At 64.9% G+C, this 13,629-nt stretch carries 11 protein-coding genes and 1 riboswitch; of the genes, 10 read left to right on the forward strand and 1 reads right to left on the reverse strand.

Features of this window, described 5'->3' with window-relative positions:
- The first annotated feature begins 81 nt into the window (after positions 1–81).
- From pheS to B047_RS0109460, 8 genes are all read left to right on the forward strand, one after another.
- Complete coding sequence (gene pheS, locus B047_RS0109425; protein ID WP_084784986.1) at positions 82–1,146, forward strand: phenylalanine--tRNA ligase subunit alpha; 1,065 nt, start codon at positions 82–84, stop codon at positions 1,144–1,146.
- Between the two features lie 74 nt (positions 1,147–1,220).
- Positions 1,221–3,569, forward strand: a complete 2,349-nt coding sequence (gene pheT / locus B047_RS0109430; protein WP_026234771.1) for a phenylalanine--tRNA ligase subunit beta — start codon at positions 1,221–1,223, stop codon at positions 3,567–3,569.
- A 207-nt stretch (positions 3,570–3,776) separates the two neighbouring features.
- Positions 3,777–4,472, forward strand: coding sequence for an SDR family oxidoreductase (locus tag B047_RS0109435; RefSeq protein WP_018466710.1), 696 nt, complete (start codon positions 3,777–3,779; stop codon positions 4,470–4,472).
- Between the two features lie 197 nt (positions 4,473–4,669).
- The gene (locus B047_RS0109440) at positions 4,670–5,863 is read left to right on the forward strand and encodes a sugar ABC transporter substrate-binding protein (protein ID WP_026234772.1); all 1,194 of its coding nucleotides are present in this window, start codon (positions 4,670–4,672) and stop codon (positions 5,861–5,863) included.
- Between the two features lie 105 nt (positions 5,864–5,968).
- The gene (locus B047_RS0109445) at positions 5,969–7,324 is read left to right on the forward strand and encodes an ABC transporter permease subunit (protein WP_018466712.1); all 1,356 of its coding nucleotides are present in this window, start codon (positions 5,969–5,971) and stop codon (positions 7,322–7,324) included.
- Positions 7,324–8,697 (forward strand): sugar ABC transporter permease, encoded by a 1,374-nt coding sequence (locus tag B047_RS0109450; RefSeq protein WP_018466713.1) that lies wholly within the window; start codon positions 7,324–7,326, stop codon positions 8,695–8,697. The genes B047_RS0109445 and B047_RS0109450 overlap by 1 nt, the downstream gene beginning before the upstream one ends.
- A gap of 29 nt (positions 8,698–8,726) precedes the next feature.
- The gene (locus tag B047_RS0109455; RefSeq protein ID WP_018466714.1) at positions 8,727–10,460 is read left to right on the forward strand and encodes a glycoside hydrolase family 13 protein; all 1,734 of its coding nucleotides are present in this window, start codon (positions 8,727–8,729) and stop codon (positions 10,458–10,460) included.
- A 66-nt stretch (positions 10,461–10,526) separates the two neighbouring features.
- Positions 10,527–11,117 (forward strand): UbiX family flavin prenyltransferase, encoded by a 591-nt coding sequence (locus B047_RS0109460; RefSeq protein WP_018466715.1) that lies wholly within the window; start codon positions 10,527–10,529, stop codon positions 11,115–11,117.
- A gap of 46 nt (positions 11,118–11,163) precedes the next feature.
- On the opposite strand, the gene B047_RS0109465 is transcribed toward B047_RS0109460, so the two are convergent.
- On the reverse strand, positions 11,164–11,943 hold the full coding sequence (locus B047_RS0109465) for an undecaprenyl-diphosphate phosphatase (RefSeq protein ID WP_018466716.1): 780 nt from the start codon (positions 11,941–11,943) through the stop codon (positions 11,164–11,166).
- A gap of 64 nt (positions 11,944–12,007) precedes the next feature.
- Between B047_RS0109465 and ispD the strand changes: the two genes are divergently transcribed.
- Together ispD and ispE are read left to right on the forward strand one after the other, a co-directional pair.
- Positions 12,008–12,649 (forward strand): 2-C-methyl-D-erythritol 4-phosphate cytidylyltransferase, encoded by a 642-nt coding sequence (ispD, locus tag B047_RS0109470; protein ID WP_018466717.1) that lies wholly within the window; start codon positions 12,008–12,010, stop codon positions 12,647–12,649.
- Positions 12,637–13,473: a 4-(cytidine 5'-diphospho)-2-C-methyl-D-erythritol kinase gene (gene ispE / locus B047_RS0109475; protein WP_018466718.1), complete on the forward strand. Its 837-nt coding sequence runs from the start codon at positions 12,637–12,639 to the stop codon at positions 13,471–13,473. Before ispD ends, ispE begins: the two co-directional genes overlap by 13 nt.
- Positions 13,474–13,513: 40 nt before the next feature.
- A riboswitch (TPP riboswitch) is annotated at positions 13,514–13,612 on the forward strand.
- Positions 13,613–13,629 lie beyond the last annotated feature (17 nt).

Below are 13,629 nucleotides of genomic sequence, written 5' to 3' on the forward strand. Positions count from 1 at the left end.
GAGTGGTGCTTTCACTCTCGCGGGCGGCCTCGTGCCGCCCGTCGTCGTTAAGGTGCCCACGGAGTTTTGGATGGAGGAATGATGGACGTAGACTCGGCCCTCAGACAGATCGAAGCCGCCGGTAGCCTCGAGGCCCTGCAAAGCCTCAAGGTGCAGTACCTGGGCAAGAACGGCCTGCTGACCCAGCAGATGAAGACGCTGGGTAGCCTCGCACCCGAAGAGCGCAGGGAGCGGGGGCGGCAACTCAACGAGGCCAAGGGGAGGCTGGAGGCTGCCATAGAGGCCCGTGAAGCCATGTTGCGCGAGAAAGCCTTGCAGGAGCAGCTCGACAAAGAAGCCCTCGACGTCTCCCTGCCCGGCTATGCTTTCCCCACCGGCGGGCTGCACCTTACCAGCCAGATCCTGCAGGAACTCCTCGGCATCTTCCGCCGGATGGGCCACAGCGTGGTCGAGGGCCCCGAAGTCGAGAGTGAGTTCTTCAACTTCGACGGGGTCAACATGCCCGAGTGGCACCCTGCGCGCGACATGCAGGACACCTTCTGGCTGCACAAGCCCGAGCACTTCACCATCCGCGGGCCCTTCGGCGAGGACGTGGGCAACCTCGGCGGCGCTCTGCTGCGCACCCACACCTCGCCCATGCAGGTGCGCTACATGATCCAGCACACCCCGCCCTTCAAGATCGTGGTGCCGGGCCGGGTGTTCCGCTACGAGCAAACCGACGCCTCGCACGAGGCCATGTTCTTCCAGCTCGAGGGCCTGGTGGTGGGGCCCACCATCACCATGGCCGACCTCAAGGGAGCCATCACCGAGTTGGCCAAAGGGCTCTTCGGCCCCGAGGCCAAAGTTCGCTTCCAGCCCACCTTTTTCCCCTTCGTCGAACCGGGGGCCCAGTTCGCCATGTGGTGGGCCGAGCGTGAGAAGTGGCTCGAGCTCGGCGGGGCCGGTATGGTGCATCCCAACGTCTTCAAGGCCGTGGACGACTACCGCCAGAAGATGGGGCTGCCCCGCGCCTACGAGGGCATGAGGGGCTGGGCCTTCGGCTTCGGCATCGAGCGGCTGGCCCTGCTGCGCTACGGCATCCCAGATATCCGCTACTTCTATCAGCAAAACCGGCTCTCCTTCCTGCGGCAGTTCAAGAATGGCTGATAGCCAAATAGCCCGGTAGCCGGTAGCGCTCTTCCACCATCAGCTATCAGCCGCCGGCCATCCGCGAGGTGTTCATGCGAATCGTCTATAGCTGGCTCAAAGAGTTCTTGCCCGACGCACCCAGACCCGAGCGGCTCGAGGAATTGCTCGCCGGGCTGGGGCACGAAACCGAAGCCATCGAGCGCCTAAGCGCTCCTCACCGCATGGTGGTGTTCGCCAGGGTACTCTCGGTCGAGGAGATTCCCGGCGCGGAGGTGAAGAAGCTCATCCTCGACGTGGGACGGGAAGTGCAGGTGATCTCGGGTGCGCCCAACGTCAGGGCGGGAATGGGGGTGGCGCTGGCCCTGCCGGGAGCGGTCCTGCCAGGGGGCCTCGAGATTGCGGTGAGGAAGATCCAGGGCCTGGAGTCTTACGGCATGGCCCTCTCGGCCAAGGAGTTGGCGGTGGGCGAGTACGCCGGCGGGCTGATGGAGTTCCCCGCCGACGCGCTGCCGCCCGGCACCCCGCTGGCCGAGGCCTGGCCCGACGACCAGGTGATCGAGATCGAGATCACCCCCAATCGCGCCGACGTACTCTCGGTCTATGGCACTGCTCGCGACCTGGCCGCGCTGGGTATGACTCTCCTCCACCCTGACCCCAAGCCCCGCACCAGCAAGATCCCCCTCCCCTTCCAGGTCTGGATCGAGGACCCCCAGGGCTGCGAGCGCTTCACGCTCTCCTACGCCAGGGGGATCAGGAACACCCCCTCACCCCTCGTCGCCCAGCGCCGCCTGTATGCCGCCGGGATGCGCCCCATCAGCCTGGTGGTGGACGCGACCAACTACACCATGCTCGAGCTGGGCAACCCCATCCACGCCTACGACGCCCGCTTCATCGGCGAAGGCATCCGGGTGCGGCGGGCCAAGAGGGGCGAAAAGCTGGTCACGCTCGACGGGATAGAACGTGAACTCGACGAGCGCGACCTGCTCATCACCGTCGAGCAGGGGGGGCAGAACATCCCCGAGGGCATCGCGGGCGTGATGGGTGGCTCCCACGCTGAGGTGCGCGAGGACACCACCGAGGTAGCGCTCGAGGTAGCCCGCTTCGACCCCATCTCCATCCGGCGCACTTCCAAGCGCCAGGGGCTCAAGACCGAGGCCAGTTACCGCTTCGAGCGCGGGGTGGACAAGGATGGTCAGGTGCGGGCCGCCCTGCGCTTCATGGAGCTGCTGCAGCAGTGGCAGGGCGAGGGGGTTGAGGTCGCCGAGGAGCGCATCGACCTCAACCACACCCAGCCCCCTAGGCCCATCGCATTCCGTCCCAGCCAGGCCAACCGGCTGATCGGCTCGAGCTTCGCAGAGGACGAGCAGCTCGATGCCCTCGAGCGCCTGGGCTTCCAGGTAGCAGGCGACGCGGAACCCTACCAGGTCACACCTCCCAGCTACCGCATGGACATCGACATCGAGGAGGATTTGGTCGAGGAGGTGGCCCGGATCATCGGCTACGACAAGATTCCCCTCACCCTCCCCTCCTTCTTCCCGGCTCCCGACAACCTGGGCGTGGACGAGCCTTATGAGGCCAAGGAACAGCTCAAGCGCGTGCTGGTGGGCCTGGGTTTCCAGGAAGTGGTGAACTACTCCTGGAGCAGCCCCGAAGAGCTGGCGAAGTACCAAGCTCCCGCGCCCACCGTGGCCCTGGCCAACCCCCAGGCTTCAGACCGCACCCACCTGCGCACCGCCATCTATCCGGGCCTGCTGCACAACCTCAAGCTCAACCTCGCTCAGGGCGAGGAAGGCCCCTTCCTGCTCTTCGAGATCGGCAACGTGTTCAACCAGACCGAGACCACCCGGCTAGGGATGCTGCTCTCGGGCGAGGCGGTACCGGGCTTGTGGCAGCCAGGGCTCGCGGGCGGCTTCTACGCACTCAAGGGGCTCCTGGAAAGCGCCGCCGCGCACCTGGGGGCCACGCTGCGCGTCGAGAAGGAGGGCTTCGCCCACCTGCACCCGGGCGTCTCGGGCGCGGTGTACTGGAACGGGCGGAAGGTGGGTTCCATCGGGCAGTTGCACCCTGCCATCGCCGCGCAGGCCGAGCTGCCTACGGCGTACGTGGTCGAGCTCGAACTGCCCCTCCCCAAGGCCAAGACGGCCTTCAAGGACGTCGCCAAGTACCCGGCTTCCCTGCGCGACCTGGCGGTGGTGGTGCCCGAGGCCGTGCCCTACAGCGAGCTCGAGCGCATCATCCGGGCCAATGCAGGCGAAAGGCTCGAGAGCCTGCAGATCTTCGACGTCTACCGGGGAAGCCCACTCGAGCCCGGCCACAAGAGCATGGCCTTCCACCTCAGCTTCCGTCACCCGGAACGCACCCTCACCGACGCCGAAACCGACGCCTACATGCAGCGCGTGATCGCGGCCATCGAGGGGGCAGGATACGCAATCCGCAAGTAGTCATACCAGATTCGGTCAGTTCGTTCCCGAATGGGAACGAACTGACCCGACCGAAGGGAGTGCTCTAGGATTCAAAAAGATAGCCTCTGAAGGTCTTTGGTTTGGGTGATTATCTTTTTGAATCCGGTATCAACTACCCCATAGCTAAAGCTAGGGGCTTGCGCGGGCTGACCCGATAGGCCGGGCCCACAAGCTTAAAATTGGCGTATGAACGAAAAAGTCGCGCTCGTCACCGGGGCTTCCAAAGGCATTGGCAGGGAAATCGCCCGACAGCTCGTGAGCGAAGGGGTGAGGGTAGGGCTGCTGGCGCGCAACCGGGCCCAGCTCGAGGCTCTGGCCGTCGAGCTGGGCGAGGGGGCCTTAGCTTTGCCGGGAGACGTGACCCAGTTCGCCGACCTCGAGCGGGCCGTAGCCCGGCTCGAGGAACGCTTCGGCGGGCTGGACTACCTGATCAACAACGCCGGGATCGGGGTCTTCAAGCCCGTGCAGGAAATGAATATCGAGGATTGGCGGGTGGTACTCGAAACCAATCTCACCGGCCCCTTCCTGGCGACCAAGGCCGCCGTGCCCGCCATGCAGCGCCGCGGTGGTGGTCACATCGTCAACATCGGCTCGCTGGCCGGGAAGAACGCCTTCGCGGGTGGTAGCGCCTACAACGCGAGCAAGTTCGGCCTCATCGGCTTTTCCGAGGCCATCATGCAGGATTTGCGCTACCTGGGTATCCGCGTGAGCACCGTGCTGCCGGGCTCGGTCAACACCGCCTTCGGTGGCAACAGCGCCGATGCCGCCTGGAAAATCCAGCCCGAGGACGTGGCTCAGGCCGTTCTGTACGTGCTCAAGAGCAATCCGCGGGTGATGCCGGGGCAGCTCGAGCTGCGCCCGGCGCAGCCGCCGCGCAAATAGCAGCGGGGCCGACAATCGCCGTCGATGCCCTTTGTTTGAAGAGTGAACAAAATGGCCTACGAATCGGCTCGAGGTGGGGCTTTTGTACCCCTTTACGCCTCGTGGTAGGGCGTGTAAGATTTGCGGTGACGCGCTGAAGGAAATTTTGGAAACGCCGTGGAAGCGTTCCCATGTTCGCGTCTGAGCTAGGAGGAAGTATGAGGAAAAGCTGGCTTGTCGTGCTGGGCGTCGTCATGGGCCTGGCAATGGCTCAGGGGAAACTAACGGTGTGGACGCACTACAGCGGCCCCGAGCTAGAGTGGTTGAAGAAGACGGCTGCGAGCTTTGAAAAATCCAGCGGCACCAAGGTCGAAGTGGTCGAGGTGCCCTTCGGGGATATCCAAAACAAGTTCATCCTGGGCGCTCCTCAGGGCCAGGCTGCCGACCTGATCGTGAGCATCCCCCACGACTGGGTGGGGGCCATGGCGGCGGCGGGCGTGCTCGAGCCCATGGGCAAGTACGCCACCGCCAGCTACGTAAAGGGCCTCGATGACGTAGCGGTGGAGGCCCTGACCTACCGCAACCAGCTCTTCGCGCTGCCCATGTTCGCCGAGTCGGTGGCGCTGATCTACAACAAGAAGTTCGTCAAGAGCGCTCCCAAAACCTGGGACGAGTTCCTCAAGCTCGCCCAGGAAAACACCAAGGGCAATACCTTTGGCTTCCTCTACAACATCGGCGACCCCTACTTCAACTACGGCTTCTTCACCGCCTACGGCGCCAGCGTGTTCGCCAAGAGGGGGGGCAGCCTCAACGTGGGCGACCTGCGCCTGGGCGGCGAAGCCGGGCAGAAGGCCCTGAACTTCATCAAGGACCTGCGCTACAAGTACAAGCTGGTTCCCGAGGGTGTGGACTACGGCGTGGCCGACGGGGCCTTCAAGGATGGCTCGCTGGCGATGATCATCAACGGCCCCTGGGCCATCGGTGATTACAAGAAGGCCAAAATCGACTTCGGCATCGCCTCCTTCCCCGCTCCCCCCGGCGGCTCGGCCTGGAAGCCCTTCGTGGGCGTGCAGGGCGTGGCCATGAACGCCTACTCACGAAACAAGACCGCTGCCGCCAACTTCGCCAAGCTGTTGGTGAGCGAGAACAGCCAGATCGCCTTCAACCAAGCCGGTGGGCGCATCCCCGTCTCCAAGGCCGCGGTGGCCAAGCTGAAGAACGATCCCGTAGTGGCCGGCTTCTCGCCCGTCATCGCCAGCGGCACGCCCATGCCCAACATCCCCGAGATGGGCAAGGTGTGGGGCCCGTGGGGCAACGCCATCAGCCAGGCCATCCAGAAGCCCGATACCAACGTAACCAAGATCATAGAGGACATGGTGGCCGAAATCCGCAAGGGAATTGGCTCGAAGTAGCTTCTAGCCGGCCCCCGCCCCGCCTCGGCGGGGGCTTTTTTTCAGAAGCAGGGCCCTTCGCTGGGCAGTACGATCTGGGCGGAGGGCTGTTTTTAGGAGGGATGCATGTACCGATCTCCGCAGGGTGCGCGCGGTTTTCTCCTGTCCATCGGGCTTTTGGCAGGGGCGCTGGGGGGCTCCTTCCTTGCCGGGCTGCTGGTCTTCTGGGGCTTGCAGGCTGCTTTCCCCAGGTCCATCGAGAACCCCTATCCCGGTTATCTGGTGCTGATCTTCAGCGCCGTCGTCTTCATCCCCCTGCTCATCCTCATCGCCCGGCGCTTTCCCTTCATCACCGACTGGTATTACCTGCTGCCCGCCATCAGCTTTCTGTTGGCGTTCACTTTTTATCCCATCATCCTGACGGTTTATTTCGGTTTCACCAACTACAACGGCATTCGCAACAACGGCAAGGCCGACCGCTCGACCGAAACCCAGGTTGTCCGGATCGAAGGAAGAAGACTGGTGCTGGCCCAGCCGGCGGCGGATGCGCTTCGCTGTGACGAGCCTAGGTGTGCGGGGGTGCAGCTCGAGCTCACCAGCGACACCCAGCGGGTCCGGGTCGGCGTGCTCGAGGCCGACGGGGCCATCGTCGAGCTGGCTCGAGCCCCCGGCTTCACACCCACGCTGGCCTACCGGGTCAACAATTATTCCTTCATCGGCTTCGAAAACTACGTGCGCATCTTCAGTCAGGCTGGCACCATCTTGCTGCCGGTGTTCATCTGGAACGTGGTGTTCGCCTCGTCCACCGTGTTCATCAGCGCGCTGCTGGGTTTGGTAATCGGCCTGATGCTCAACAACAAGAACCTCAGGCTGCGAGGCTTCTACCGCACGGCGCTCATCGTCTCCTGGGCCATGCCCGTGGTGATCAGCGTGCAGGTTTTCTCGGCCATGCTCAACGTACAGTTTGGCCCCATCAACCGCCTCCTGGGCCTGCTGGGCTCGTACCCCATCCCCTGGCTCACCGACCCCGAGTGGTTCAAGGTATCGGCCCTGCTCATCAGCTTGTGGCTGGGCTTTCCCTACTGGATGACCGCCACGCTGGGCGCGCTCTCGACCATCCCCGAGGACGTGTACGAAGCGGCGAGGATCGACGGAGCCACAGGCTGGCAGACGCTCACCGGCATCACCCTGCCCCTGCTGCGCCAGCCCTTCATCCCGCTCTTGCTGGGCTCCTTCGCCTACAACTTCAACAACTTCGGCCTGATCTACCTCATGGGAGCCCAGCCGGGCGTCGAAGGCCGCCCCTCCACGGCGCAGGCCGGAGACATCCTCATCACCTGGGCCTATAAGACCGCCTTTCAGGCCGACGGCGGGCAAGCTTACGGGCTGGGCGGGGCCATCTCGGTGATCATCTTCTTCATCACCGTGGCCATCAGCTTGGTCAACTTCCGGGTCACCGGGGCGTTGCGGGAGGTGCGCTGATGATCGGCAATGTGCTGGTCTGGCTGGTCACGGCGGGTATTGCGGCGTGGGTGGTGTTCGGCTATGTCTTGGGTCTGAACTTGCCGGGGGTGCCGGGGGGATTGGGGCTTTTGGAGCGCATCCAGCCCAACACCCCCTTCGGCTTCGTGCGCGTGGAGAACGGCTGGATCTATGCGCTAGGGGGTCTGCTGGTGGCGGTGGCGCTGATCCTGCTCTACAGCCTGGCGGTCACGGCTTTCGCCAACCGGCGCTCAGGCCGTAAGAAAAGCCCCTGGCCACTCTTCGGGCAGGGGCTGGTTCACCTGTTCATGTGGCTGATGCTGCTCTTCGCCTACTACCCCATCCTCCAGATCGTAGCGGCCTCCTTCGACCCCACCAACAGCCTCTACCGCTTTAGCCCCCCGCAAAGCGACAACCTGCTCATCCGGGCCAGGGTCATCCCCGACTTCGCCAAAGCCAGCTTCGACAACTATGCCAGGCTCTTCGATGGGGTGGTGGTCTACGGCTACCAATGGGGGCTGGTGCTGCTCTCAGCGGCAGCGCTGCTGGGAGCTCTGGGGATCGCTGCCTACCGCCGCTTGGTGGGGGACACGCGGGAAGAGAGCCCGCTGGCCTCGAGGCAAAGCCGGCTGCTCGTCGCCTTCGCCCTGACCTTCTTCACCCTCGTCGTCTTCCTCTCGCCCGCACAGTTCACCAGTCCCAACACCGAGGCCAAGTTCTTGCTTTGGATCCGCAACACCCTCTTCGTCTCGGGGCTCACCGGGCTGCTGGCGGTGCTGCTCACCGCCACGGCAGGCTACGCCTTCGCCCGCTTCAACTTCCCCGGACGCTACCCCATGCTGCTGGTGTTCATCTTCGTGCAGATGTTCCCCGGCTTCCTGGGCCTCATCGCCATCTACACCCTGATGTCGAACCTGGACCTTCTGGACCCGCGCTACCCTATCCTCAACTTCGCGGGGCTGGTGCTGGCCTACTCCGGAGGCATCGTGAGCTTCGGAACCTGGGTGTACAAGGGCTTCCTCGAGTCCATCTCCAAGAGCCTCGAGGAGGCCGCCCTCATCGACGGGGCCACCAAGTGGCAGGCCTTCACCAAGGTGCTCGTGCCCCTTTCGGCACCGATGTTCGTCTTCATCTTCCTCTTGCAGTTCGTGGGCACCTACTCCGAGTTCATCCTGGCCAACCTGCTGCTCACCGGCTCGGATAGCTGGACGGTGGGCATGGGGCTGCGCAACTTCACGACGGGTCAGTTCCAGACCAAGTGGGGCCTCTTTGCCGCCGCCGCGGTGCTGGGCAGCATCCCCATCCTGCTCACCTTCTACGGATTCCAGCGCTACTTTGTGTCGGGATATACGGCGGGGAGTGTGAAGGAGTAGGGCGATACGCGACAAAACGCGAGGTACAAATGCACTATCACGACTGGGAACCCTTTTGCGTCGATCCGCTCACCCCAGAGTTGGGGGAAGCAGTGACCCTGCGGCTGCGCACCCTCGCCAAGGAGGGTTATCTGATCCTCGAGCGCTACGGCGAGATCGAGCGCAGGCCGCTGAAGGCGGTGCAGGGGGGGCTCGAGATCACCGTACCCATGTACAGCTCGCCGCTGCGCTACTGCTTCTACCTCACCCGCGAGAAGCGCTACGTCACCAGCGGCGGCTTGTACGGGGCGATGCCCCGCTACGACCGCTTCTTCCACCTGCTCTCGGCCCCCAGCGTACCGGAGTGGGCGGTGGGGGCGGTGTTTTACCAGATCTTCCCCGATCGCTTCAAAAATGGCGACCCCTCCAACGAGGCCAAGGCGGCGCAATGGGTCTACGAGGGGCGGCCCATCGTCAAGAAGGGCTGGGACGAGCCGGTTAATCCTAAGCATGGGGCCCACCAGCACTACGGGGGCGACCTCGAGGGTATCCGCCAGGAGCTGGGCTACCTACAGGATTTGGGCGTCGAAGCCCTCTACCTCACCCCCATCTTCCCCTCCCCTTCCTCGCACCGCTACGACGCGTTCGATTACCTCAACGCCGACCCGCGCTTAGGAGGTAACCAGGCTTTCGAGCGCCTGGTTGCCGAGTTGCACGCGCGGGGCATGAAAATCGTCCTGGACGGGGTGTTCAATCACATCGGCAGCGCTCACCCCGATTTTCAGAAGGCCCTCAAAGACCCCGACAGCCCTGAAGCGGGCCAGTTCACCTTCCACGCCGACGGGAGCTATGCCGCTTTCTTCGGGGTCAAGACCCTGCCCAAGCTCGACTACGCCAACCCCCTCACCGTCGGACGCTGGCTGGACGGCTATCACGCCCCAGTGCGGCACTGGATCCGCAAGGGCGCCGATGGCTGGCGGCTGGACGTGGCTCACCAGATCGGCGAGGGCGGCACCGACCGGGGCAACGCCGAGCTGCTGCGGCTGATCCACCGCAACTCCCGCGAGGAGAACCCCGAGGCCTTCGTCTTCGGCGAGCTGTTCTTCGACGCCACCGAGCGGCTGCGCCAACATACCCTCGACGGCTCCATGCACTACGCCGGTTTCGCCAACCCCGTCATGGAGTGGCTCAGCGGGCGCAACGTCTACGGTTGGCCAGTGGAGCTAAGCACCCAGGAGACGTGGGCAACTTTGTGGGAGCACTACACTGCGCTGCCGCTGCAAGTGCGCCAGTGCATGTACACCCTACTGGGCTCGCACGATATCCCCCGGCCCCTGTGGCGGCTGCGGGGAAACGTGGAGAAGTTCAAACTGGCCCTGGGGCTGTTGCTGAGCTTCCCCGGCGCTCCGGGCATCTACTACGGCGACGAGATCGGCCTCGAGCAAGCCAACGACTACGACGACTTCGTGGGCGACCCCATGTGCCGGGGCACCTTTCCCTGGGACGAGCGCAGGTGGAACCGGGAGGTGCGCAGCTGGGTCAAGCAGCTCATCGCCTTACGCAAAGCGGTCCCTGCCCTCCGGCGTGGTGGGCTGCAGCCGCTCGCGGTCAGCGACACGCTGCTCTCCTTCCGGCGCCTCTACGCGGGCGAGGAGGTGCGGGTGTACGTAGCGCTCGAGCCCACCGTGCTCGAAGTGCCCGAAGCCACCGACCTGCTCACGGGCCAGGAAGTTTCGGGGCGGCTGGAGGTGCAGGGGCTGGGTCTCTTCCGGCTGAAGCAGTAAAGAGCGTTTCGCCTTCTCCGGCATTCGGCGCTACCCCTTGCCGCGCGCTTCTGATAGAGTCGGGGCGTGAGCAAGACGCCCAGGCGGGTGGTGGTGGGGCTCTCCGGGGCCTCGGGGATGGCGTATGGCATAGACCTGCTCCAGACCCTGCGACGCATCGAGGGCCTCGAGGTTCACCTGGTCATGACCCAAGGAGCCAAGCGGGTGCTGATCGAGGAGATAGGCAAGAACCCCGAGGAGGTGGAACTGCTGGCCGACGTGGTGCACCGCTCGCAGGATATCGGGGCTTCCATCGCCTCGGGCTCCTTCCGCACCCTGGGCATGGTGGTCGTGCCCTGCAGCGCCACTTCGCTTTCCAAGATCGCCTATGGCATCGCCGATAACCTGCTCACCCGCGCCGCTTACGTCCACCTCAAGGAACGCCGTCCACTGATCTTAGTGCCGCGCGAGGCTCCGCTGCCCATACCGACGCTCGAGGCCCTGCTCAAGGCCGCCCAGGCCGGAGCCACCATCCTGCCCGCGGCCCCCGGTTTCTACACCAGGCCCCGGTCCATCGAGGACCTGCTGGCTTTCATGACCCAGCGCGTGCTGGACTTGCTGGGCCTGGAATACCCCAGGGCTGTGCGCTGGAAGGAGCCCGAAGTGGTCGAGGAATAAAAGTCCCTACATTCGGCGTTCGGCTATGGGCTATCAGCTATCGACCTCATCGCAGAAAAAACGCCGCGTAGACCAGCCCCAGCGCGATGCGGTAGATGGCAAAGGGCACGAAGGTGTTGCGGCTGACGAAGCCCAGCAGCCAGCGCACGGTAAGCAGGGCGGTGATGAAGGCCGCTAAGAAGCCGATGGCCATGACTCCAAAGCCCTCCCTGGGGAAGGTGCTGGCGCTTTGCAGCAGGTCGTAGCCGGAGGCGGCGAGCATGGTGGGCACGGCCAGGATGAAGGAGAACTCGGCGGCAGCCCGGCGCGAGAGGCCGCTGAGCATTCCACCTACGATGGTGGCTCCACTGCGCGAGGTGCCGGGGAAGAGGGCGGCGAGACCCTGGAACACGCCGATGAGGGCGGCCTGGGCCAGGGGCATCTGGTTGATGTCGTCGTACTTCTTGTGGCCCTGGAGCCAGCGGTCGACGAAGAGCAAAGCCACCCCCACCCCGATCAGGGCACACACCACGACCAGGTCGTTGCCCAGGACGCGCTCCTTGATGAAGTGATACAAGCCGAAGCCGATGACCCCCGTGGGGACGAAGGCAAAGGCGATGCGCTTCCAGACCTCGAGGTCGCGCAGGAAGCGCGGAAGGTAGAGCGCCAACACCGCCAGGATGGCCCCGAGCTGGATCACGATCAAAAAACTTTTGGCGAAGTTGTCGCTCTCGATGGGGATGCCCAGCAGGTGCGCGGCCAGGGTGAGGTGACCGGTGGAGGAGATGGGCAGGAATTCGGTGAGGCCCTCGAGCACGCCCAGCAGGATGGCTTCCCAAAACGTCACGCCCAAGAGCCTAACACAAAGCCTCTATGAGAATGTCTAGCTTTTTCTGGTAGCCTTTGGGCTGATGTCGCTCTCGGTACTCCTTCCCGCCGCCGGTTCGGGCGAACGCCTGGGGCGCGGCCCCAAGGCTTTCCTCGAGGTCGGAGGCAAGACCTTGCTCGAGCACGCGCTCTCGGCCTTCGCCTGGGCCGAGGAAATCCTGGTAGCCCTACCCCCCGGCCACCCCCAGCCCCCGCGCTCCGGCGTGCGCTTCGTGGCTGGAGGCCCAACCCGCCAACAAAGCGTGTGGAACATGCTGCGCGAAGCCACAGGCGACGTGGTGCTGGTGCACGACGTGGCCCGGCCCTTCGTGGTGCGGGAGGCCGTCGAGCGGCTGCTGAAGGCGGTGGGCCAAACGGGGGCCGCTACGTTGGCGATCCCGGTACCCGACACCTTGGTGGAGGAACGCTCCAGCTCCTACGGCGCGGTGATCCCGCGCGAGCGCTACCGGCTGGTGCAGACCCCGCAGGGCTTTCGACGCGAGTTGCTGCTCGAGGCCCACCGCGAGGCCATTCGCCTGGGGCAAGATTACAGTGACGACGCACAGGCCGTGCTGGCCCTGGGCCATCCGGTGGCGCTGGTCGAGGGCGACCGCCGGATGTTCAAGCTGACCTACCCCGAAGACCTCGAGCTCGCCGCAGGGCTGGCCCGCACGTGGAACTGCTAGCGCCTGCTAAGGTCAACCTGGGCCTTTCCGTCGTGGGGAGGCTCGAGAGTGGCTATCACGAGTTGCACACCCTCTTCGCCGCGCTGGACCTGGGAGACCGGCTCAGCGTCGAGGCACGCCCGAGAGGGATCGGGCTCGAGGTCATCGGTGCCGACCTCCCCACCGGAGCGGACAACCTGGCCTATCGGGCGGCGCAGGCCTACCTCGAGGCCGCCGGGTGGCCCGGTGGGGTGTGGGTGCGGCTGGAGAAAAAGCTCCCGCTGGCCGCCGGGCTGGGCGGGGGCTCCTCCGACGCGGCGACGGTGTTGCTGGCCCTCTCCAGGCTCTACCCTGCCCCCCTCGACCTTCCCAGCATCGCCCGGAAGCTGGGGGCCGACGTGCCCTTCTTCCTGCTGGGCGGCATGGCCGAAGGGCGGGGCGCGGGGGAGCGCCTACGGCCGGTGGAGGTCGTGGAGGCCCACTTGGTGCTGGTCAATCCGGGCATCGCGGTTTCGGCGGCGGCGGCCTACGGGGCCCTCCGGCCCGAGGAGTGGGGGAGCGAGCTCAACATCGGCGGCATCCTCGAGGCCCTCCGCTTGGGCCGCGATCCGCCCTACTGGAACAGCCTTGAGGCTCCCGTCTTCCGCCTCGAGCCCGCCATCGCCGAGCTCAAGCTCCACCTGAAGTCCGTAGGGCTGCGCGGGGTGCTGATGTCGGGCTCGGGCTCGAGCGTCTTTGGCCTGGCCCACGATGCCGACGAGGCCCTTTTCTTTGCCCGAGAGCTTCAAGAGCGCTTTCCCCGCTTCTGGGTGCGCGCGGCGCGGACGGTGGGAAGCCAATTGTAGAAGCCCCCTCGCCGGGGACCGGAGGCGGGGTGTATATTCATGGGGTCATCGGGGGTGCTTGGCTCAGAGCCAGGCTGAGAGATACCCTTGGAACCTGACCCGGTTAGGACCGGCGTAGGGAGCGTGACGGGAACAGAGCAAGGCCAACGTGCCTTC

Source organism: Calidithermus timidus DSM 17022, from assembly GCF_000373205.1.
Taxonomy (GTDB): Bacteria; Deinococcota; Deinococci; order Deinococcales; family Thermaceae; genus Calidithermus; species Calidithermus timidus.